The organism is Silvania hatchlandensis (assembly GCF_025564065.1).
Taxonomy (GTDB): Bacteria; Pseudomonadota; Gammaproteobacteria; order Enterobacterales; family Enterobacteriaceae; genus Enterobacter; species Enterobacter hatchlandensis.
This window is the reverse complement of the sequence record NZ_JAMGZK010000055.1, coordinates 159,942-181,339: the sequence shown is the minus strand read 5'-3', so window position 1 is coordinate 181,339 and position 21,398 is coordinate 159,942. Positions and strand designations below refer to the sequence as shown.

Below are 21,398 nucleotides of genomic sequence, written 5' to 3'. Positions count from 1 at the left end.
TTTTGTACGTTTTTGTAATTGATTGATTTCAAATACTTTCATAGAGAAATTACTCTCAAAGGGTTACCTGTTAATTTCTGCTTCACTAAAGGCGTGCACCACAGTCGTGCACCTGACCCTTTCAAGGGCAAGTCAACTCAGCGGCAAAGTAGCGGATCCTCACCCGGCACGATTAAATTTTGTGCAGTATCGGGTTGAACAGGCGTTTATCCCGATTTTCGTTAAGTCACCGGAAGTGGCGTAATCCCTGCAATACTTAATTCAGTATCATGTGATACGCGATACCCGGGAGCTCATTTTGAACAGGTTACCTTCCAGCGCATCGGCACTTGCCTGTACCGCGCACGCACTGAATCTCATTGAGAAGCGAACGCTTGATCATGAGGAGATGAAACAATTAAACCGAGAGGTGATTGATTACTTCAAAGAGCATGTGAATCCGGGGTTTTTAGAGTACCGAAAATCTGTTACCGCTGGCGGGGATTACGGAGCCGTAGAGTGGCAAGCGGGAAGTCTGAATACGCTTGTCGACACCCAGGGACAGGAATTTATCGATTGCCTGGGTGGTTTTGGCATTTTCAATGTGGGGCACCGTAATCCAGTAGTGGTTTCCGCCGTACAAAATCAGCTCGCGAAACAACCCCTTCACAGTCAGGAGCTGCTCGATCCGCTCAGGGCGATGCTGGCGAAAACGCTGGCGGCACTGACGCCGGGCAAACTGAAATACAGCTTCTTCAGTAACAGCGGTACGGAATCGGTCGAAGCGGCGCTTAAACTCGCCAAAGCGTACCAGTCGCCGCGCGGGAAATTCACCTTTATCGCCACCACCGGCGCCTTCCACGGTAAGTCGTTGGGCGCGCTCTCTGCGACGGCAAAATCGACCTTCCGTAAACCCTTTATGCCGCTGCTGCCAGGCTTTCGCCACGTGACATTCGGGGATATCAACGCCATGCGCAGCGTGCTGAGCGACTGCCGTAAAACCGGCGACGACGTGGCGGCGATTATCCTTGAACCCATTCAGGGCGAAGGCGGGGTGATCCTGCCGCCACCGGGCTATCTGCCTGCGGTGCGTAAGCTGTGCGATGAGTTTGGCGCGCTGCTGATCCTCGATGAAGTGCAGACCGGCATGGGCCGCACCGGCAAGATGTTTGCCTGCGAGCATGAGAACGTGCAGCCGGACATCCTGTGCCTGGCCAAAGCGCTGGGCGGCGGCGTGATGCCGATTGGCGCAACGATCGCCACCGAAGAGGTGTTCTCGGTGCTGTTTGATAACCCTTTCCTGCACACCACCACCTTTGGCGGCAACCCGCTGGCCTGTGCGGCGGCGCTGGCGACCATCAACGTGCTGCTGGAGCAAAACCTGCCCGCGCAGGCGGAGCAGAAAGGCGACATGCTGCTGGATGGCTTCCTTCAGCTGGGACGTGAATACCCGGATCTGGTGCAGGATGCACGCGGTAAAGGGATGTTGATGGCGATTGAGTTTGTCGATAACGAAACCGGCTATAACTTCGCGAGCGAGATGTTCCGCCAGCGGGTGTTGGTGGCCGGAACGCTCAACAACTCAAAAACCATCCGCATTGAACCACCGCTGACGTTGACCGTGGAGCAGTGCGAGCAGGTGCTGAAAGCGGCCCGTAAGGCGCTGGCGGCAATGCGGGTCAGTGTGGCTGAAGCGTAAAACTCTGTTGCCCGGTGGCGCAAGCGCTACCGGGCAACAGAGTTACGCCGGCATTAAGCCCACAAAACAGCGTTTTTTACGCGGCTCCGACATCAGATCCTCAAGCTTTTCCACGCACGCCAGATAGTGCGGAGTCTGCTTGTGCGCCTGCACCGCCTCTTCATCCTTGTAAGCTTCGTAGATAAAGAACCGGGTTTTCACCCGCGGATCCTGCAGCACGTCAAAGCGCAGGTTGCCCGGCTCCTGGATCGCCCCTTCATGATTGGCGCGAAACACCTCCAGAAACTCGTCCACCTTGTCCGGCTTTATATTGATCTCCACTAACGTCACGTTCATTGTGCTTCTCCCTGTTTTTCCTCCTGCCAGAACTGGTACGCCTCGCGGGCGCTGACGTTCTCATGCACCACTTTTTTTACCGCTTTGAGCATCGCCAGCGGTGCGCTGGACTGGAAGATGTTACGCCCCATATCGACGCCGGACGCACCCTGGTCAATGGCGTGGAAGCACATCTCCAGCGCCTCGAGCTCCGGCAGTTTTTTGCCGCCTGCGATCACAATCGGCACCGGACAGCTGGCGGTCACTTTCTCGAACCCCTCCTCCACGTAATAGGTTTTGACGAACTGCGCCCCCATCTCGGCGGCGATGCGGCTGGCAAGCGAAAAGTAGCGCGCGTCGCGGGCCATCTCTTTGCCGACCCCGGTCACCGCCAGCGTCGGGATGCCGTAGCGATTCCCGGCATCCACCAGCTTGATGATGTTGTTGATCGACTGATGCTCAAACTCGCTGCCGATATAGACCTGCGCCGCCACCGCGCAAACGTTCAGACGCAGGGCATCCTCCATCGCCACCGCCACGCACTCGTTCGACAGCTCGCCCAGAATCGAATTGCCCCCCGATGCGCGCAGTACCACCGGTTTGTTGGTGGCGGGCGGCACCTGGCTTCGCAGGATCCCGCGGGTGCACATCAGCACGTCGGTTTCGGCGAACAGCGGCGCAATAGAGAGATCGATGCGCTCAAGCCCGGTGGTCGGCCCCTGGAAATAGCCATGATCGAAGGCCAGCATCACCGTGCGGTTGCTGGCGGGGTTGAAGATCCGCGCCAGCCGCGACTGCATTCCCCAGTCCAGCGCCCCGCAGCCTTTCAGCGTGAACGGCACGTTCTGCTGCGGCCGGTCGAGGCCAAAGTTCTTACCTTCTTTGATGTCGTCTAAATCAGCCATGTTCTCCCCCGTCAGAAGTCGTATTTGTTGATGTTCTCTTTGGTGAACACCACCCGCTCCGGCAGCAGCACGATGCCATTCCCTTTCGCTTCATACTGATAGCCCTGCACGCTGTTCGGTTCGACCTTCAGGGTGCCGATATCTTTGACCTCTACGCTATCGCCGACGTTAAGATCGCCTTTTTTCAACAAACGATCGGCGACATTGACCGCAATTTTGCCCTGTTGCACTACATCCCACAGGCCGAAGGCTTTCACCGTGCCGCGCTCAACGTACGGGCGCATCACATTGGGCGTACTGAATCCGACAATCGCCACCCCTTCGCGCTTCAGGTTCTCTGCCGCCTGCGCCGCCGCCGGCAGCGCGTTAGCGTCCGGGGCGATGATCGCATCCAGATCCGGGTAGGCTTTTAAGATCCCTTCGGCGGTCTGCAGTGATTTGGTGGCGTCGTTATAGCCAAACTGGGTGGTGACGATCTGCCACTGAGGATGCTCTTTCGCAATTTTCGCTTTCGCGGCGTTGACCCACTGGTTCTGGTCGGTGACGGTCGGGCTGGAGTAGAAGAACGCCACTTTGGCGGCCGGTTTGGTCACCTGCTTCGCGGCCATCTCCACCAGCAGACCGCCAAGCTGTTCCGGGGTGCCCTGGTTGATGTAGATGCTGCGGCACTCCGGTTTGGTGTCGGAATCCCAGGTCAGCACTTTTACTCCGCGCTGCATGGCGCGTTTCAGGGCCGGGCAGAGACCGTCCGGCGAGACCGCCGAAACGATAATGGCGTTATAGCCCTGGTTGACGAAGTTATTGATCAGCTGCACCTGCCCGGAGACGCTCGGCTCGGTCGGACCATCGTAGGTAACGTCCGCGCCCAGTGCTTTACCCGCCTCTTTCGCGCCGTTGCCGCCGCTGGTAAAGAAGCCCACCCCCACCAGTTTCGGGATAAACGCGATGCGATCCGCCGCCTGCGCCGAGGCGACGCTTAACGCCACTGCCAGCACCATCAGTTTTATTTTCATCTTACGCTCCGGGTATTTTTTGTGAGAAGAGAACGCACCCATTCACGGTGCAGACTCAGCGAACGCCCCATGACCACCACAACCAACAACGCCCCTGACAGCGCGCTCGACACCTGGTTGGGGATGCCGACCATCTGTAAACCCTGTTGCAGATACCCCACCAGCAGTGCCGCCAGCGCTGTACCGATAACCGAACCTGAACCGCCATAGATATTCGCCCCGCCGAGCACCGCCGCGGTAAGCGCGGGCATGAGCAGATCGCGCCCGAGATCGGAACGCGCCGAGCCGAAATAGGAGACCATCACCAGCGCGGCAATCGCCGACGCCACCCCCACCAGACCGTACAGTGCATACGGCATGCCGTTGACCGACAGCGCCGCATAGCGCGCCGCACGCGGGTTTTGCCCAATCAAAAACAGGTGGCGGCCAAAGCGCCCGCGATGGGCAATCAGCCAGAAGAAAAGGGTAATCACCGCGAATAGCACCAGCGGGATCGGCAGGCCCAGCAGCGTCAGGTTGGCAAAGGCGGTGAAGCTCTCCGGAAAACCGCCGATGCCTTCGTAGCCGGTCGCCCCCGCCATCCCCGAAAGCAGCAGCGCCCCGCCGCCGTACAGGTACAAAGTACCGAGTGTGATCACCAGCGGGCTGATGCCGGTGTAGTGGATCAGCGCCGCGTTGAACAACCCGCACAGCAGCCCGATCAGCAGGGTGAGCGGGATCGCCGCCGCCATCGGCAGCCCGGCCTGCATCATCACCCCCAGCGCGATGGCGCACAGGCCGATGGTGGAGCCGAGCGAAATGTCGATCCCGCCACTGACGATCACTAACGTCAGGGGCAGCGCCACAATACCGATGCAGATGAAATCGCTGGTGCTGAACAGCAGCATATTGATGTCGAGCATCCGCGGATTGAGGGCGCCAAACAGCAGGATCTCCAGCACCAGTAACACCAGCAGGACCCATTCCCAGTTAAGCTTCATTTACGCCACCTCTTTTTTGCGTTTGGGAAACGGGGTGACGTGCTTCCCGCCTTTGTTGCCCGGCTGGAAGCGGCTGTATTTCAATGCCCGCTGATGCCGCGCCAGCGCCTGGCGCAGCCGCCCGTCGAGCACCAGCACCCCCAGCAGCACCAGCCCGGCGATAAAGTCGTTCCACCAGGCCGGGAGGCGGAACAGCACCAGCACGGTGTCGATTTGGGTCAGGAAGAAGGCCCCGAGCAGCGCGCCGATCAAGGTCCCGGTGCCGCCGAGCAGCGAGATGCCGCCCAGCACGCAGGCGGCGATGGCTTTCATCTCCAGCCCGCTGCCGGTCTGGTTGGGTACAAAGCCAATCTGCGCGGCAAACACAATCCCGGCGCAGGCCGCCAGCACGCCATTCAGGGTGAAGGCCGCCATCCGGGTGCGATTGACCGCCACGCCCAGCTGGCGCGCGGCGGCCAGGTTATCGCCTACCGCATAAAAATCCCGGCCAAAAGCGGTGCGCGACAGGGTCCACGCGCCGACGGCCGCTAACGCCAGCACCACCATCCCCAGCGGCGAGATGCCGAGCGCCAGCGGTGCCGAAAGAGACTTCAGGCCTGGCGGCAGGCCTTCAATCCACTTGCCGCCGGTCCACAGCAGCATCGCCCCGCGATACAGCCCCAGGGTACCAAGGGTGGCAACAATCGCCGGAATGCGCAGCCCCACCACCAGCAGGCCGTTAAACGCCCCCGCCAGGGCACCTATCGCCAGCGCGAAGAGGATCGCCACCGGCAGGCCGTAACCGTTGTTCAGCGCGACACCAACGGCAATGGCGCTCAATCCGACCGTCGAGCCTACCGAAACGTCAATGTTGCGCGTCAGCATCACCAGCGCTGCCCCGAGGGCCAGCAGGATCAGGATCTGCGAGCTGGCAAAAATCATCCCCAGCGTTTGCAGGCTCAGGTAGGCCGGGTTGAGCGCCACCAGCACCGCAAACAGCGCCACGATGGCGAGGAAGGCGCTGAGCTCGCGGTTTTTCAGCAGTGTTTTCATGCCTGTCCTCCAAAGGCCAGAGCCATCATCCGCTCGAGGCTGACGGCGTGGCGCGGCAGTTCGCCGTTGAGCATCCCCTGATGCATCACCAGCACCCGGTCGGCAAGACCGGGGAATTCGTCCATGTCGCTGGAGATCATCAGCACCGCCACGTTCTGCGCCGCCACGCTTTTCAGCAGTTGATAGATGTCGGCGCGGGCCGAGACGTCCACGCCGCGGGTCGGTTCATCAACGATCAGTAATAAAGGATTGGCTTCGAGGCAGCGCGCCAGCAGCACTTTTTGCTGGTTGCCGCCCGACAGCGTGCGCACGGTCTGATCCGGGCCGTTGAGTTTGATCCCCAGCGCCCGGTGATAGCGCTCGACCACCGCCGCCTCGCGGCTCTTTTGCTGCCAGAGGGAGGGCTCGTTCAGTGCCACCGTGTTCCAGCGCACCGGCGCATCAAGGAACAGACCGGAGACCTGGCGGTCTTCCGGGAGATACACCAGCCCTTTGTTGAGCCGGGCGCTGACCGGATCGCCGTCGATCTGCTGGTTCTCAAGCCAGATGCGCCCTGCGCGCTGCGGGCGTAAGCCGTACAGCGTTTCGGCAAACTCGGTGCGCCCGGATCCCACTAACCCGGCGAGACCGACGATCTCCCCGGCGTAGATCTCCAGATTCAGATCGATAAAGCCCTCCCCGGTGAGGTTTTCTACCCGCAGCACCGGGAAGTCTTTGGCCTGCGTCCGCCGATTGCCCGGCAGCGCCAGCCACAGCTTTTGCGTGTCCGTCAGTCCCTGCTCCCGGCTGACCGGGGTCATGGCGGCAATCAGGGCCCGATCGTCGAACTGCGCCGTTTCGCCGCTCAGCACCACCGCCCCGTCACGCATCACCGAGACGTGGCTGGCGAGCTGGCGGATTTCAGGCAATTTGTGCGAGATAAACACGATGCCGACGCCAAGCGCCTGCAGAGCGCGGATCTGGCGAAACAGGCGTTCCGTTTCGCCGGGGGTCAGCGAGGCGGTGGGTTCGTCGAGGATCAGGATCGTTGCCTCGCGCATCAGCCCACGCAGGATCTCCACCATCTGCTGATCCGCCACCTCCAGGGTGCTGGCGGCGGCGTCCAGATTGAGCTGGCACTGAAGCTGCTCCAGCTTATCGGCGAGGCGTTGGGCGGTCGCGTTGTTACGCGGCAGGCGAAAAAGGATGTTTTCCCGCACGCTGAGGTTCGGGAACAGCATTGGCTCCTGCGGCACCAGGTAGATGCCAAGCTGGTGCGCCTGCACCGGCTTCAGGCGAGCAAACGGGCGGCCAGCAATATAAAGTTCACCACGGTCGGGGGTTTCGACCCCGGCGACAATCTTCATCAGGGTGGATTTTCCCGCGCCGTTGCCGCCCATCAGGGCATGCACCTGACCCGCCTGTAGCGTGAAATCAATGTCTTTCAATACAGGAACGCCGGAAAACTGCTTGTGGATCCCACGCGCTTCGATAAGTGCTGTCATTATCGCCCCACCATTGAACAAATGATTTTTTGATTCAATAATGTTCAAAAGCGTAGACCCTGAACTATATTTACAACCGTGCAGGGATCACACTTTCAGGGATAGGATCCCGATAAAGCGGAAACATTCCTGAATATGCAATTTGCCGTGTGGCTCACACTTTCGCCCTGTGGCACACCGAACATATGATCTAAATTTTGATAAGAGTTCATCTATGAGCGAGAAACGCAGTGTCGAAGAGGGACGTTTTGCCGGACTGGCGCTGGCGGAAGAGGAGCTGGTGGCCCGCGTGGCGTGGTGCTATTACCACGACGGCCTGACGCAGAACGATATCGGCGAGCGGCTGGGATTGCCGCGCCTGAAGATTTCGCGCCTGCTGGAAAAAGGGCGCCAGTCGGGGGTGATCCGCGTACAGATCAACTCCCGCTATGAAGGCTGTCTGGCGCTGGAAACCGCGCTGCAGCAGCGCTTCGGCCTGAAGCTGGCCCGCGTGCTGCCTGCGCTGAACACCCCGCCGATGAACGTGCGCTTAGGGATTGGCGCCGCCCAGTCGCTGATGGGCGTACTGGCTGCAGGCCAGCTACTGGCGGTGGGATTTGGTGAAGCCACCATGAGCTGCCTGCAGCACCTGAGCGGCTTTATCAGCTCCCAGCAGGTACGACTGGTGACGCTCTCCGGTGGGGTCGGGCCGTATATGACCGGCATCGGCCAGCTGGATGCGGCCTGCAGCGTCAGCATGATCCCCGCCCCGCTGCGGGTGTCATCCGCGGAGGTAGCCGGGATCCTAAAACGGGAAGCCAGCGTGCGGGATGTGATCCTCGCCGCCAGCGCCGCTGACGTGGCGGTGGTCGGGATTGGATCGATAAACCAGCGCCGGGACGCCACCATTTTGCGCTCCGGCTATATCAGCGAGGGCGAGCAGCTGATGCTGGCCCGCAAAGGGGCGGTCGGCGACATCCTGGGCTATTTCCTGAATGCCGCAGGGGAACGGGTGCCGGATCTGGCCATCCATCAGGAGTTACTGGGCGTGACGCTCGACGAGCTGGCGCAGCTGCCTACCATCGTTGGCGTGGCCGGAGGGGAAGAGAAAGCCGATGCGATTTATGCCGCACTGAACGGTCGCCGTATCAATGGCCTGGTGACGGAAGAGATGACAGCCCGCGCGGTGCTGGCTCTGGCAAGCTAAGGGCCAATCCCGTGCCTGACACGAGGCAGACTCATGAGTTACCTTTTAGCGTTAGATGCAGGGACGGGAAGCGTTCGCGCCGTGGTGTTCGATCTTAACGGCAATCAGATAGCGGTCGGCCAGGCGGAGTGGAAGCACCTGAGCGTGGAGAATGTCCCCGGCTCGATGGAGTTCGATCTCGACACCAACTGGCGGCTGGCCTGTCAGTGTATTCATCAGGCGCTGGAGCGGGCCCACCTGAGCGCTGTGGATATTCAGTCCGTCGCCTGCTGTTCAATGCGCGAAGGGATCGTGCTGTACGATCGCAACGGCGAGGCGATCTGGGCCTGCGCCAACGTCGATGCCCGCGCCAGCCGCGAAGTGGCGGAACTGAAAGAGATCCACGACTTCCGCTTTGAATCCGAAGTGTACGACGTCTCCGGCCAGACCCTGGCCCTGAGCGCCATGCCGCGCCTGCTGTGGCTGGCGCACCATCGCCCGGATATTTATCGCAAGGCCGCCACCATCACCATGATCAGCGACTGGCTGGCAGCGAAGCTCTCCGGCGAGCTGGCCGTCGACCCTTCTAACGCGGGCACCACCGGGATGTTGGATCTGTTCAGCCGCGACTGGCGTCCGGCGCTGCTGGACATGGCCGGGCTGCGCGCCGACATTCTCTCTCCGGTGAAAGAGACCGGCACCCTGCTTGGGGCTGTCACCCGCGCAGCCGCCCAGCAATGCGGCCTGCGCGAAGGCACGCCGGTGGTGATGGGCGGCGGCGACGTGCAGTTGGGCTGCCTTGGGCTGGGCGTGGTACGCCCCGGGCAAACGGCGGTGCTGGGCGGTACCTTCTGGCAGCAGGTGGTGAATCTGCCCCAGGTGCGAACCGATCCGCAGATGAACATCCGCGTCAACCCGCACGTGATCCCCGGTATGGCGCAGGCCGAGTCGATCAGCTTCTTTACCGGCCTGACGATGCGCTGGTTCCGCGATGCCTTCTGCGCCGAAGAAAAGCTGATTGCCGAGCGGATGGGTGTGGACACTTACACACTGATGGAAGAGATGGCCAGTCGGGTGCCGCCGGGCTCTCACGGGGTGATGCCGATCTTCTCTGACGCGATGCATTTTAAGCAGTGGTATCACGCCGCGCCGTCGTTTATTAATCTCTCCATCGACCCGGAAAAATGCAATAAAGCCACGCTGTTCCGCGCCCTGGAGGAGAACGCCGCGATTGTCTCTGCCTGCAATCTGGCGCAAATTTCGCAGTTTTCCGGCGTGACCTTTGACGGCCTGGTGTTTGCCGGGGGCGGCGCGAAAGGGGCGCTGTGGAGCCAGATATTAAGTGACGTCACCGGGTTACCGGTGCGGGTGCCAGAGGTGAAAGAGGCCACCGCGCTGGGCTGCGCAATTGCCGCCGGGACCGGCGCGGGGCTGTTTGCCGATATGGCTGCGACGGGCGAGAAGCTGGTGCGATGGAGCCGGGAGTTCACCCCGAACCCGGCGCACCGGGAGCTGTACGACGGCATGATGCAGAAATGGCAGGCGGTGTACGCCGACCAGCTTGGACTGGTGGACAGCGGTCTGACCACCTCGATGTGGCAGGCGCCGGGACTGGTACGGTCTGTCCCCTCACCCCGTCCCTCTCCCCAAAGGGGCGAGGGGGAAAACCCAATCGAGCCTACCCTCTGAACTGAATGTTCCCTCTCCCCTATGGGGAGAGGGTTAGGGTGAGGGGTACCCCATCCACCTTGCCAATCTTTGAATCCCATCACATTCACTACACTCCCTTTTTACCTTTTCCCCGCCGCTGGCTAAATTATTAACTCATCCGACCACATAACAATAATTTTACATTGGAAGAGACTATGAGCCGCTACCCGTCGTTATTCGCCCCCCTCGATCTGGGGTTCACTACGCTCAAAAACCGCGTGTTAATGGGCTCGATGCATACCGGTCTGGAGGAGCGCCCGGACGGCGCAGAGCGGCTGGCAGCCTTCTACGCCGAGCGCGCCCGCCACGGGGTGGCGCTGATTGTCACCGGCGGCGTGGCTCCTGCCCTTTCGGGCGTTGGGATGGAGGGCGGCGCGGTGCTCAACGATGCGGCACAGCTACCGCACCACCGGATCGTGACCGATGCCGTCCACCGGGAAGGCGGCAAAATCGCCCTGCAAATTCTGCACACCGGACGCTATAGCTATCAGCCGAACCTGGTGGCCCCGTCGGCGATCCAGGCCCCGATCAACCGCTTTACGCCCCACGCCCTCACCCACGATGAGATCCTGACCCTGATCGATGACTTTGCCCGCTGCGCCGCGCTGGCGCGGGAAGCAGGCTACGACGGCGTGGAGGTGATGGGCTCCGAAGGCTATCTGATTAACGAATTCCTTGCCGCCCGCACCAACCAGCGCGATGACCAATGGGGCGGCGACTATCCGCGCCGGATGCGCTTTGCGGTTGACGTGGTGCGCGCGGTACGCGAACGCGCGGGGGCCGACTTTATTATCATCTTCCGCCTGTCGATGCTGGATCTGGTGCAGGGCGGAGGCACCTTCGACGAAACCGTCCAGCTGGCGCAGGCCATCGAAGCCGCAGGCGCGACCATCATTAACACCGGGATCGGCTGGCATGAGGCGCGGATCCCGACCATCGCGACCCCGGTGCCGCGCGCAGCGTTCAGCTGGGTGACGCGCAAGCTGAAGGGCAAGGTGTCGATCCCGCTGGTAACCACCAACCGCATTAACGATCCCCGGGTGGCAGACGATCTTCTGGCCAACGGTGACGCCGATATGGTGTCGATGGCGCGGCCGTTCCTCGCCGATGCCGAGCTGCTGTCAAAAGCCCAGAGCGGACGGGCGGATGAGATCAACACCTGCATCGGCTGTAACCAGGCCTGCCTGGATCAGATCTTCGTCGGCAAAGTGACCTCCTGCCTGGTGAACCCCCGCGCCTGCCACGAAACCAAAATGCCGGTTGTGCCAGCAGTCAATAAAAAGCGGCTGGCGGTGGTGGGCGCAGGCCCGGCAGGGCTGGCGTTTGCGGTGAATGCCGCCGCGCGCGGTCACGCGGTAACGCTGTTTGATGCCGCCGCAGAAATCGGCGGACAGTTTAATATCGCCAAACAGATCCCCGGTAAAGAGGAGTTCTATGAAACCCTGCGTTATTACGCGCGGATGATCGAAATCACGGATGTCGATCTGCGGCTCAACCAGTTTGTCACCGCTCAGGATCTGATCGACTTTGACGAAACGATCCTCGCCAGCGGGATCGCTCCACGCCTGCCTGAGATCGAGGGCATCGATCATCCGAAGGTGTTGAGCTATCTCGACGTGCTGCGCGACAAAGCCCCGGTGGGGGAGCGCGTGGCGATTATCGGCTGCGGCGGGATCGGCTTTGACACCGCTATGTACCTGAGCCAGCCGGGGCCGGCCACCAGCCAGAATATCGCCGAGTTCTGCGAAGAGTGGGGGATCGACACCAGCCTGAACCAGGTCGGCGGTTTGCGCCCGGAAGGACCGCAGCTGCCGTTAAGCCCGCGCCAGATAGTGATGCTGCAGCGTAAAGCCAGTAAACCGGGGGATGGGCTGGGGAAAACCACCGGCTGGATCCACCGCGCCACCCTGCTCTCTCGCGGGGTGAAGATGATCCCGGCGGTAAGCTACCAGAAGATCGACGACGACGGTCTGCATGTGCTGATCGGTGGTGAGCCACAGCTGTTGCGGGTGGATCAGGTGATTTTGTGCGCCGGTCAGGAGCCGAAGCGCGATCTCGCTGAGCCGCTGCGTGAAGCGGGCAAAACGGTACATTTGATTGGCGGGTGCGACGTGGCGATGGAGCTGGATGCCCGGCGCGCGATTGCGCAGGGCACCCGTTTAGCGCTGGAGATCTAGCGGTTACGGCCTAATTTCACCGCTTTCAACACCACGAATTTGTTGTTGGTCGCCACGGTGGCGCAGTTGCCGAAGATCTTCTTCAGCTTATGGAAGTAGTCCAGGTGGCGGTTAGCCACGATGTACAGCTCGCCGTTGATTTTCAGGCAGCGGCGCGCGTGGTGGAACATCTCCCAGGCAACGTTATCGGTCAGGGCATGCTGCTGATGGAACGGCGGGTTGCACAGGATCGCGTTAAAGCGGAACGGCTCCACGCCTGACAGGGCGTTGTTGATCATAAACTCGCAGCGGTCCAGCGCATCGGGCATGTTGGTTTCAACGTTCAGACGGCTGGAGGCCACCGCCATCGGCGATTCATCGGTAAAGAGCACGCTCGCCTCTGGGTTTTTCTCCAGCAGGGTCAGACCAACCACGCCGTTACCACAGCCGAGATCGACGATTTCGCCTTCCAGGTTTTGCGGCAGATGCTCGATAAAGAAGCGCGCGCCAATATCCAGCCCGGTACGAGAGAAGACGTTTGCGTGGTTATGGATGGTCCAGTCGGTGCCTTCCAGCTTCCAGCTCAAAATCTGCTGTGCGTCCGCAAGCGCAGGCTCGCTGAAGGTACAGTTGATCAGACGCGCCTTTTTCCACGCCAGGGTGGTGGTGGTTGGACCCAGCACTTTCTCGAACAGCTCCAGCGTCGAGGTGTGAATATCACGCGCTTTTGCACCGGCAATAATGCGCGTTTGCGGCGTGACCACATGACGCAGTGCGCGCAGCTGCTGTTCCAGCAATGCCATTGTTTTCGGGATCTTAATCAGCACAACACCCGGTGCCTGCGGGTACTCGGCGGTGCTGTCGAGGAACTTGACGCTGGATTCCGCGATGTCGTTGTGACGCAGGTTCTCACGCGTCGCCAGCTCGCTCAGATAGGAGTCACCGATGCTGTACGGGGTATGTTCGGCCAGCGCGCAGCTCAGGGCACCGAAAATATCATTCAGGATCAAAACCGGGCCGCTGATTTCGGTGTCATCCAACTGCTGCAGCAGGTATTCATCCGCTGCTTCCCACGCCTGGAGCGGGTTAACGTCATCCGTTTCCGGGAAACGTTTTAAGTCGAGTGAACGGAAACCGTTGTCTAAGTGGCTCATCGGCCCTCCTGAATGGTAAAATTTCGGCGTTATCCCTGAAAAGGGTGCGTGAGTATACCCGTTTTCAAATTATTTTGGGGTTTTGATGAACCAACTAACCTATCTCCAGGGCTATCCGGAGAATTTATTGTCCCAGGTACGCACGCTTATTAGCGAGCAAAAGCTGGGCGCGGTACTGGAAAAACGCTATCCGGGTACCCACGACAACGCGACGGATAAAGCCCTCTGGCAGTATACGCAGGATCTGAAAAACCGGTATTTGAAGAGCGCCTCCCCGATCAATAAGGTGATGTACGACAACAAGATCCACGTGCTGAAAAACGCCCTCGGCCTGCATACCGCCATCTCCCGCGTACAGGGCGGAAAGCTGAAAGCCAAAGCGGAAATCCGCGTGGCGACGGTGTTTCGCAACGCGCCGGAAGCATTCTTACGCATGATCGTGGTACACGAGCTGGCGCACCTGAAAGAAAAAGAGCACGACAAGGCGTTCTACTCCCTGTGCTGCCATATGGAGCCGCAGTATCACCAGCTGGAGTTTGATACTCGCCTGTGGCTGACGCATTTATCGTTAAAGAGTAATGCGTGATGGCGCACTGGTTTTGTCATCCTCGCGTGCTACAGTGACCACAGACCCCCTCTACGGAGCACGTAAAGCGTTATGATACGTTTCGCAGTCGTTGGTACGAACTGGATCACCCGCCAATTCGTCGATGCCGCCCATGAAACCGGCAAATATAAACTCACCGCAGTCTATTCCCGCAGCCTTGAGCAGGCACAAGCTTTTGCGAGCGACTACCTCGTCGAGCATCTGTTTACCTCTCTGGACGATATGGCGCAAAGCGATGCCATTGACGCGGTCTATATTGCCAGCCCCAATTCACTGCACTTCCCGCAAACGAAGCTGTTTCTCAGCCATAAAAAACATGTGATTTGCGAGAAACCGCTGGCGTCCAATATTCAGCAGGTTGAAGAGGCCATTGCGCTGGCGCGGGAAAACCAGGTGGTGCTGTTTGAAGCCTTTAAAACCGCCAGCCTGCCGAACTTCCTGCTGCTGCAACAATCGTTGCCGAAGCTGGGCAAAGTGCGTAAAGCCTTTATTAACTACTGCCAGTACTCATCGCGCTATCAGCGCTATCTGGACGGCGAGAACCCTAACACCTTTAATCCGGCGTTCTCCAACGGATCGATTATGGATATCGGCTTCTACTGCCTGGCCTCCGCGGTCGCGCTGTGGGGTGAACCGCACCGGGTGCAGGCCACCGCAAGCCTGCTCGAGAGCGGCGTGGATGCCCATGGGCTGGCGGTGCTGGATTACGGCGATTTCAGCGTCACGCTGCAGCACTCGAAAGTGAGTGACTCGGTGCTGCCGAGCGAAATCCAGGGCGAGAACGGCTCGCTGGTGATCGAGAAGATTTCCGAATGCCAGAAGCTGAGCTACGTGCCGCGCAGCGGCAAAGCCCAGGAGCTGACGCAGCCCCAGCATATTAACACTATGCTGTATGAGGCAGAGGTGTTTGCGCGCCTGGTCGAAACCGAGGAAGTGAACCATCCGGGCCTTGCAGTAAGCCGCACCACCGCGAAGCTGCAGACCGAGATCCGTCGTCAGACGGGCGTGGTCTTCCCGGCGGACGGCGTGAGCGCAGAAATTCCCGCGTAAAGCTGTGTAATGAGTCTGTACAGGTCATTGACGAAATCAATGACCTGACATATTTTGTTACCCGCAAAGGGGAGTAACTTCCTTGCCGGTGGATCGTCATTACGATGCGTACAAAACCGCATCCGGTCGCCGGGCAACGAAAAAGGAATACGATGAACGTATTCCTTTCTTGTTGTAAGTGAGACCTTGCCGGAAGGCGAGGTCTATGCATAAAAAACGCAACGGCTATCGTCTTCTGACGTTAGCCGTTTTTGTTTTTTAAGCGTAAGGAAAATAATATGCATTCTGTCGGTACTCCAATGTTATGGGGCGGATTCGCCGTTGTCGTGCTCATCATGCTGGCGATCGATCTCTTTTTGCAGGGGCGTCGCGGCGAGCATGGCATGACCATGAAGCAAGCGGCCGCCTGGTCGCTGGTGTGGGTCACCCTCTCTTTGCTGTTCTGTGCCGCCTTCTGGTGGTATCTCTCCATTACCCAGGGCCGCGCGGTGGCCGATCCGCAAGCGCTGGCGTTCCTCACCGGCTATCTGATTGAAAAAGCGCTGGCTGTCGACAACGTCTTCGTCTGGCTGATGCTGTTCAGTTACTTTGCCGTTCCTGCTGCGCTGCAGCGTCGGGTGCTGGTGTACGGCGTGCTGGGCGCGATTGTGCTGCGTACCATCATGATCTTCGCCGGTAGCTGGCTGATTTCGCAGTTCGAGTGGCTGCTGTATGTCTTCGGTGCGTTCCTGCTGTTCACCGGCGTGAAGATGGCGCTGGCGAAAGAAGACGAGGCGGGTATCGGGGAGAAGCCGCTGGTACGCTGGATCCGCAGCCACCTGCGAATGACCGACACCATCGACAATGAGCACTTCTTCGTGCGTAAGAACGGCCTGCTGTTCGCTACGCCGCTGCTGCTGGTGCTGATCCTCGTGGAGCTGAGCGACGTGATCTTCGCCGTCGACAGCATCCCGGCGATTTTCGCGGTGACCACTGACCCGTTCATTGTCCTGACCTCGAACCTGTTTGCGATCCTCGGCCTGCGTGCGATGTACTTCCTGCTGGCGGGCGTGGCAGAGCGCTTCTCGATGCTGAAGTACGGCCTGTCGGTGATTCTGGTGTTTATCGGCATCAAAATGATGATCGTCGATTTCTATCACATTCCGATCGCCATTTCGCTGGGCGTGGTGTTTGGTATCCTGGTCTTGACCCTGGCAATCAATGCCTGGGTTAACCATCTGAACGATAAGAAACAGCAGGCGCAGTAATGTTTGGGCCCGGCACGCATATCTGCGCGCCGGGCCAATAAAATGTAAAATTAAAGTTAAAAAGTATGACGCAGTACGTAAAACCCAGCATTTTGCACTTCTCACTCCCCGCGCATTCAATATACTCAACCAGGCAAACAACAAACCTCTATCCGGAATCACAAGTGCCTTAGAGCACCTCCGGGACGGAACGCAATCTCACTTAAGGAATACTCAATGACCATGCAATCGTCTGGTCTGCTCGGGCGTCTTTCGCGCGGCAGCCTTGTTAAACAGATACTGATAGGCCTGGTGCTGGGCATCGCCCTGGCGCTTCTCTCGAAACCTGCAGCCGTTGCCACCGGCCTGCTCGGCACGCTGTTCGTTGGCGCGCTGAAAGCCGTTGCGCCGGTGCTGGTGTTAACCCTGGTGATGGCCTCTATCGCCAACCATCAGCAGGGTCAAAAAACCAATATCCGCCCTATTCTGTGGCTCTATTTATTCGGCACTTTTGCTGCCGCACTCACCGCCGTGTTGGTGAGTTTTATTTTCCCTTCCACGCTGCAGCTGACCACCGGCGCGACCGACATTACGCCGCCGGCGGGCATTGTTGAGGTCATGCACGGCCTGCTGATGAGCATCGTTGCGAACCCGATTCATGCCCTGCTCAACGCTAACTACATTGGGATTCTGGTATGGGCCATCGGTCTGGGCTTTGCCCTGCGCCACAGCAACGACACCACCAAAAATCTGATCAACGACCTCTCCGGTGCCGTGACCTGGATCGTACAGCTGGTGATTCGCTTTGCACCAATCGGCATCTTTGGGCTGGTGGCATCAACGCTGGCAACCACCGGTTTTAGCGCACTGTGGGGCTACGCCCAGCTGCTGCTGGTGCTGATTGGCTGTATGGCCGTGGTGGCGTTGGTGATCAACCCGCTGCTGGTGTTCCTGCAGATCCGTCGCAACCCGTATCCGCTGGTGCTGATGTGCCTGCGCGAAAGTGGTGTTACCGCCTTCTTTACCCGCAGCTCGGCCGCCAACATTCCGGTGAATATGGCCCTGTGCGAAAAGCTGAACCTGGATCGCGATACCTACTCGGTGTCCATTCCGCTGGGGGCGACCGTTAATATGGCCGGTGCGGCGATCACCATTACCGTGCTGACGCTGGCGGCGGTGTATACGCTGGGTATTCCGGTGGATCTGCCGACCGCGCTGCTGCTGAGCGTGGTTGCAGCCCTGTGCGCCTGCGGTGCATCCGGCGTGGCGGGCGGTTCCCTGCTGTTGATTCCGCTGGCCTGTAATATGTTCGGCATTCCGAACGAGATCGCCATGCAGGTGGTGGCAGTAGGCTTTATCATTGGCGTGCTACAGGACTCCTGCGAAACGGCGATTAACTCCTCCACTGACGTGATGTTTACCGCTGCGGTTTGTCAGGCGGAAGACGCGCGTCTGGCGAAAAACGCGTTACGAGGTTAACAGCAAAACGGCAACCCAGAGGTTGCCGTTTTTAATCTCCCTGTAGGAGAGGATCAGGGTGAGGGCATCAGGCCGCGCGGTACTACAGCGTCACACCACTCTTAAAGATTGCCAGCTCGCGGAAGTCGTTGCGTTCGTTGCAGGTCGGCTTGCCGTTAGCAATATCCACTATCACATCCACAAACTCATTCAGCAGCTGCGGCATCGCTTTGCCGTGGATCAGCTGACCCGCATCAAAATCAATCCAGTGCTTTTTCTTCGCCGCCAGCTCGCTGTTGGTGGCGATTTTTACCGTTGGCACAAAACCGCCGTACGGCGTACCGCGACCGGTGCTGAACAGCACCATATGGCAGCCTGCCCCCGCCAGTGCGCTGGTGGCGACGGCGTCGTTGCCCGGGGCGCTTAACAGGTTCAACCCCGGGGTAATCAGCCGCTCGCCGTAGCGCAGCACATCCACCACCTGGCTGGCACCCGCTTTCTGGGTACAGCCGAGAGATTTCTCTTCGAGCGTGGTGATACCGCCAGCTTTATTACCCGGGGAGGGGTTTTCGTAAATCGGCTGGTTGTGGGCAATAAAGTACTGTTTGAAGTCATTGACCATGGTGACGGTCTTTTCAAACGTCTCTTCGTCGCGGCAGTGGCTCATCAGAATGCGTTCCGCACCGAACATCTCCGGCACTTCGGTCAGCACGGTGGTACCGCCATTGCCAATCACATAATCGGAGAAACGGCCCAGCATCGGGTTGGCGGTAATGCCGGACAAACCGTCCGATCCGCCGCACTCGAGGCCAAACTTCAGCTCGCTCAGCTTGCCCGCTTCGCGCTGGTCGTGACGCATCACCTCATACAGCTGGTGCAGGTGCTCCAGCCCGGCTTCCACTTCATCATCCTGGTGTTGGCAGACCATGAAATGGACGCGAGAGGCATCGAAATCCCCCAGCGTTTCGCGGAAGGCATCGACCTGATTGTTCTCACAGCCCAGACCAATTACCAGCACCGCCCCGGCATTCGGGTGGCGTACCATGTTTTGCAGCATGGTGCGGGTGTTGATGTGATCGTCGCCCAGCTGGGAGCAGCCGTAAGTGTGGCTGAACAGGAACACGCCGTCGGTGCCTTCGGCATCGTTCGTCTCTTTCAGGAACCGACTCTGGATCTGACGGGCGATCCCGTTGACGCAGCCGACGGTCGGGAGGATCCACAGCTCATTGCGGATCCCCACTTCACCGCTGGCGCGGCGGTAGATCTGCACGTCACGATCGCTCTGCTGGCTCTCTTCAATCAGAAAATCAGGTTGATAGCTGTACTCATCCAGATCGCTAAGATTGGTGCGCGTATTGTGGGAGTGAATGAATTCACCCGCCGCGATATCAGCCAGCGCATGACCGATCGGCAAGCCGTATTTCACCACGTTTTCGCCTTTGGCAATCTCGCCCAGTGCGAATTTATGCCCGCGCGAAACCGCCTGACGAAGCGTGACGGCCTGGTTATCGAAAGTCACTTCCGTGCCTTCGCTCAGATCGGCCAGCGCTACTGCAACGTTATCCAGCGAATGGATCTTGATGTATTGCATATCAACCTCAAAGGCTTAGTTCAGTTCAATGGCGAAGTAGTCGCGCGCATTGTTAAAGCAGATGTTTCTCACCATTTCGCCCAGCAGCTGGATATCGGCTGGCGCTTCGCCCGCGGCCACCCAGCGGCCAATCATCTGGCACAGGATGCGGCGGAAGTATTCATGGCGAGTGTAAGAAAGGAAACTGCGGCTGTCGGTTAGCATACCCACGAAGCGGCTCAGCAGGCCGAGCTGCGCCAGCTGGGTCATCTGACGTTCCATGCCATCTTTCTGATCGTTGAACCACCAGCCTGAACCGAACTGCATCTTGCCCGGCATCCCTTCGCCCTGGAAGTTGCCGATCATGGTGCCCAGCACTTCGTTATCGCGTGGGTTCAGACAGTAAAGAATGGTTTTTGGCAGCAGGTTTTCTTCGTTCTGTTTGCTCAGCAGTTTAGAGAGCTCTTCCGCCAGCGGACGGTCGTTGATGGAGTCGAAGCCCACGTCAGCACCCAGCAGTTTGAACTGACGCTGGTTGTTATTGCGCAATGCACCGATGTGGTACTGCTGCACCCAGCCGCGACGGGCATATTCCGCTGCCAGCCATACCAGCACTGCAGTTTTGAACTGCGCCACTTCACGTTCGTTCAGGCTCTCACCGCCGAGGCGACGGGCCAGAATGCTGTCCAGCTCGCCTTCGTTGGCGTCGGCAAACAGCACCACGTCGAGCGCATGGTCAGACACTTTACAGCCGTGTGCTGCAAAGTGATCCAGACGTTTTGCCAGCGCAGTCTGCAGATCGGCAAAGCGGCGGATCTCGGTGTCAGACACTTCACCCAGCTTCGCCATGTAGTCGGCAAAGGTTGCCTGCTCAATGTTGAAGGCTTTATCCGGGCGCCAGCTCGGCAGGACTTTGACGTCAAACGAAGTGTCTTTGGCGACAACCGCGTGATGCTCCAGAGAATCAATCGGATCGTCGGTGGTGCCGACCATCTTCACGTTCATCTGCTTCATGATGCCGCGGGCAGAGAACTTGTCCTGGGCCAGCAGTTCATTGCATTCGTTCCAGATTTCATCGGCGGTGCTCGGGGAGAGCAGCTTGCCGGTAATGCCGAACGGACGACGCAGCTCAAGGTGCGTCCAGTGATACAGCGGGTTGCCGATGGTGTGTGGCACGGTCGCTGCCCAGGCGTCAAATTTCTCGCGATCCGAAGCGTCGCCGGTACACAGACGTTCCGCCACACCGTTGGTGCGCATCGCGCGCCATTTGTAGTGGTCACCTTTCAGCCAGATGTCATACAGGTTTTTGAAACGGTAATTTTCGGCAACCTGCTGCGGTGGAAGATGGCAGTGGTAGTCGAAAATCGGCTGATCTTTGGCGTAGTCATGATACAGACGGCGGGCAAATTCAGTATCTAACAGAAAATCTTCGGTCATAAACGGGGTCATTAGCGTCTTCCTCTTACGAGTTTACGAGTGCGTCAGAAAGGTAATGTTTAGATGCTGCAAAGTTATCACACCAATTTCCAGAGTCAGATGATTTTTTCGTGAGTTAGATCAATAAACGTCAACAAATAAACTAAGCCCAAAGGGGTAAACCCTGCCTAAGGCCGCGCCAGTACTGGCTTGACGCAGCAATTACAATGCCCTTACAAATATTGACACATTTGTGATGGCTCTCACCTTTTAAAGCTGTATGACAAGTTATCTTTTCGCCGTCGCAAAATATAAGCCGACGGAATGCAATACCGGTGCTTCAGGCATCGGATTCAGCGGTACGGATACCGACTTATGCACGATTACTTATGGCAAGGTTCGGGCCGTTCCGGGAGTTTCTCCTGGCTACGCCCTCCCGTTACAAGCTTCTCCCGCACCGCGTAGAGAGGCACCGCACG

Annotated in this window: 17 protein-coding genes; 8 read left to right on the top strand and 9 right to left on the bottom strand. The window is 59.0% G+C overall.

What is annotated here, in order from left to right; all coding sequences use genetic code 11:
• Positions 1-298 precede the first annotated feature (298 nt).
• Entirely contained in the window at positions 299-1,678 is a 1,380-nt protein-coding gene (ygjG, locus tag M8014_RS21760) for a putrescine aminotransferase (RefSeq protein WP_271284444.1), read from the top strand.
• A gap of 42 nt (positions 1,679-1,720) precedes the next feature.
• Here the strand turns inward: ygjG and lsrG are convergent, their stop codons facing one another.
• Genes lsrG through lsrA form a run of 6 tightly spaced genes read right to left on the bottom strand, consistent with a single transcriptional unit; the run spans position 1,721 to position 7,407 of the window.
• Positions 1,721-2,014, bottom strand: a complete 294-nt coding sequence (gene lsrG, locus M8014_RS21755; RefSeq protein WP_271284443.1) for a (4S)-4-hydroxy-5-phosphonooxypentane-2,3-dione isomerase — start codon at positions 2,012-2,014, stop codon at positions 1,721-1,723.
• On the bottom strand, positions 2,011-2,898 hold the full coding sequence (gene lsrF, locus M8014_RS21750) for a 3-hydroxy-5-phosphonooxypentane-2,4-dione thiolase (protein WP_271284442.1): 888 nt from the start codon (positions 2,896-2,898) through the stop codon (positions 2,011-2,013). The genes lsrG and lsrF overlap by 4 nt, the downstream gene beginning before the upstream one ends.
• A gap of 11 nt (positions 2,899-2,909) precedes the next feature.
• Entirely contained in the window at positions 2,910-3,911 is a 1,002-nt protein-coding gene (gene lsrB / locus M8014_RS21745; protein WP_271284441.1) for an autoinducer 2 ABC transporter substrate-binding protein LsrB, read from the bottom strand.
• The gene (gene lsrD / locus M8014_RS21740) at positions 3,908-4,891 is read right to left on the bottom strand and encodes an autoinducer 2 ABC transporter permease LsrD (RefSeq protein WP_271284440.1); all 984 of its coding nucleotides are present in this window, start codon (positions 4,889-4,891) and stop codon (positions 3,908-3,910) included. Before lsrD ends, lsrB begins: the two co-directional genes overlap by 4 nt.
• Complete coding sequence (gene lsrC / locus M8014_RS21735) at positions 4,892-5,923, bottom strand: autoinducer 2 ABC transporter permease LsrC (RefSeq protein ID WP_271284439.1); 1,032 nt, start codon at positions 5,921-5,923, stop codon at positions 4,892-4,894.
• Positions 5,920-7,407: an autoinducer 2 ABC transporter ATP-binding protein LsrA gene (gene lsrA, locus M8014_RS21730; protein ID WP_271284438.1), complete on the bottom strand. Its 1,488-nt coding sequence runs from the start codon at positions 7,405-7,407 to the stop codon at positions 5,920-5,922. Before lsrA ends, lsrC begins: the two co-directional genes overlap by 4 nt.
• Before the next feature lie 214 nt (positions 7,408-7,621).
• Here lsrA and lsrR point away from each other — a divergent pair, with 214 nt between their 5' ends.
• The 3 genes from lsrR (at position 7,622) to M8014_RS21715 (ending at position 12,459) form a co-directional block, all read left to right on the top strand.
• Positions 7,622-8,593 (top strand): transcriptional regulator LsrR, encoded by a 972-nt coding sequence (lsrR, locus tag M8014_RS21725; protein WP_271284437.1) that lies wholly within the window; start codon positions 7,622-7,624, stop codon positions 8,591-8,593.
• A 33-nt stretch (positions 8,594-8,626) separates the two neighbouring features.
• Positions 8,627-10,261 (top strand): autoinducer-2 kinase, encoded by a 1,635-nt coding sequence (gene lsrK, locus M8014_RS21720; protein WP_271284436.1) that lies wholly within the window; start codon positions 8,627-8,629, stop codon positions 10,259-10,261.
• Positions 10,262-10,437: 176 nt separating this feature from the next.
• The gene (locus tag M8014_RS21715) at positions 10,438-12,459 is read left to right on the top strand and encodes an NADPH-dependent 2,4-dienoyl-CoA reductase (RefSeq protein WP_271284435.1); all 2,022 of its coding nucleotides are present in this window, start codon (positions 10,438-10,440) and stop codon (positions 12,457-12,459) included.
• Here M8014_RS21715 and rlmG read toward each other — a convergent pair.
• Entirely contained in the window at positions 12,456-13,592 is a 1,137-nt protein-coding gene (gene rlmG, locus M8014_RS21710) for a 23S rRNA (guanine(1835)-N(2))-methyltransferase RlmG (protein WP_271284434.1), read from the bottom strand. The genes M8014_RS21715 and rlmG overlap by 4 nt on opposite strands.
• Before the next feature lie 85 nt (positions 13,593-13,677).
• Between rlmG and M8014_RS21705 the strand changes: the two genes are divergently transcribed.
• From M8014_RS21705 to sstT, 4 genes are all read left to right on the top strand, one after another.
• On the top strand, positions 13,678-14,178 hold the full coding sequence (locus M8014_RS21705) for a YgjP-like metallopeptidase domain-containing protein (protein ID WP_271284433.1): 501 nt from the start codon (positions 13,678-13,680) through the stop codon (positions 14,176-14,178).
• A 72-nt stretch (positions 14,179-14,250) separates the two neighbouring features.
• Positions 14,251-15,249 (top strand): Gfo/Idh/MocA family protein, encoded by a 999-nt coding sequence (locus M8014_RS21700; protein WP_271284432.1) that lies wholly within the window; start codon positions 14,251-14,253, stop codon positions 15,247-15,249.
• A 278-nt stretch (positions 15,250-15,527) separates the two neighbouring features.
• A complete protein-coding gene (locus M8014_RS21695) occupies positions 15,528-16,496 on the top strand; it encodes a TerC family protein (protein ID WP_271284431.1) in 969 nt (322 codons plus the stop codon).
• A 216-nt stretch (positions 16,497-16,712) separates the two neighbouring features.
• Positions 16,713-17,954 carry a serine/threonine transporter SstT gene (gene sstT, locus M8014_RS21690; RefSeq protein WP_271284430.1) on the top strand — a complete coding sequence of 414 codons (1,242 nt, stop codon included), beginning with the start codon at positions 16,713-16,715 and terminating at the stop codon, positions 17,952-17,954.
• 82 nt (positions 17,955-18,036) lie between these two features.
• Here the strand turns inward: sstT and M8014_RS21685 are convergent, their stop codons facing one another.
• Both M8014_RS21685 and uxaC read right to left on the bottom strand, forming a co-directional pair.
• Complete coding sequence (locus tag M8014_RS21685; RefSeq protein ID WP_271284429.1) at positions 18,037-19,524, bottom strand: UxaA family hydrolase; 1,488 nt, start codon at positions 19,522-19,524, stop codon at positions 18,037-18,039.
• Positions 19,525-19,539: 15 nt separating this feature from the next.
• Complete coding sequence (gene uxaC / locus M8014_RS21680) at positions 19,540-20,952, bottom strand: glucuronate isomerase (RefSeq protein ID WP_271284428.1); 1,413 nt, start codon at positions 20,950-20,952, stop codon at positions 19,540-19,542.
• Between the last annotated feature and the right edge of the window lie 446 nt (positions 20,953-21,398).

Coding starts and splice junctions, on each gene's coding strand:
- lsrG (WP_271284443.1), bottom strand. CDS start 2,014: ATGAACGTGACGTTAGTGGAGATCAATATAAAGCCGGACAAGGTGGAC.
- lsrF (WP_271284442.1), bottom strand. CDS start 2,898: ATGGCTGATTTAGACGACATCAAAGAAGGTAAGAACTTTGGCCTCGAC.
- lsrB (WP_271284441.1), bottom strand. CDS start 3,911: ATGAAAATAAAACTGATGGTGCTGGCAGTGGCGTTAAGCGTCGCCTCG.
- lsrD (WP_271284440.1), bottom strand. CDS start 4,891: ATGAAGCTTAACTGGGAATGGGTCCTGCTGGTGTTACTGGTGCTGGAG.
- lsrC (WP_271284439.1), bottom strand. CDS start 5,923: ATGAAAACACTGCTGAAAAACCGCGAGCTCAGCGCCTTCCTCGCCATC.
- lsrA (WP_271284438.1), bottom strand. CDS start 7,407: ATGACAGCACTTATCGAAGCGCGTGGGATCCACAAGCAGTTTTCCGGC.
- lsrR (WP_271284437.1), top strand. CDS start 7,622: ATGAGCGAGAAACGCAGTGTCGAAGAGGGACGTTTTGCCGGACTGGCG.
- lsrK (WP_271284436.1), top strand. CDS start 8,627: ATGAGTTACCTTTTAGCGTTAGATGCAGGGACGGGAAGCGTTCGCGCC.
- M8014_RS21715 (WP_271284435.1), top strand. CDS start 10,438: ATGAGCCGCTACCCGTCGTTATTCGCCCCCCTCGATCTGGGGTTCACT.
- rlmG (WP_271284434.1), bottom strand. CDS start 13,592: ATGAGCCACTTAGACAACGGTTTCCGTTCACTCGACTTAAAACGTTTC.
- M8014_RS21705 (WP_271284433.1), top strand. CDS start 13,678: ATGAACCAACTAACCTATCTCCAGGGCTATCCGGAGAATTTATTGTCC.
- M8014_RS21700 (WP_271284432.1), top strand. CDS start 14,251: ATGATACGTTTCGCAGTCGTTGGTACGAACTGGATCACCCGCCAATTC.
- M8014_RS21695 (WP_271284431.1), top strand. CDS start 15,528: ATGCATTCTGTCGGTACTCCAATGTTATGGGGCGGATTCGCCGTTGTC.
- sstT (WP_271284430.1), top strand. CDS start 16,713: ATGACCATGCAATCGTCTGGTCTGCTCGGGCGTCTTTCGCGCGGCAGC.
- M8014_RS21685 (WP_271284429.1), bottom strand. CDS start 19,524: ATGCAATACATCAAGATCCATTCGCTGGATAACGTTGCAGTAGCGCTG.
- uxaC (WP_271284428.1), bottom strand. CDS start 20,952: ATGACCCCGTTTATGACCGAAGATTTTCTGTTAGATACTGAATTTGCC.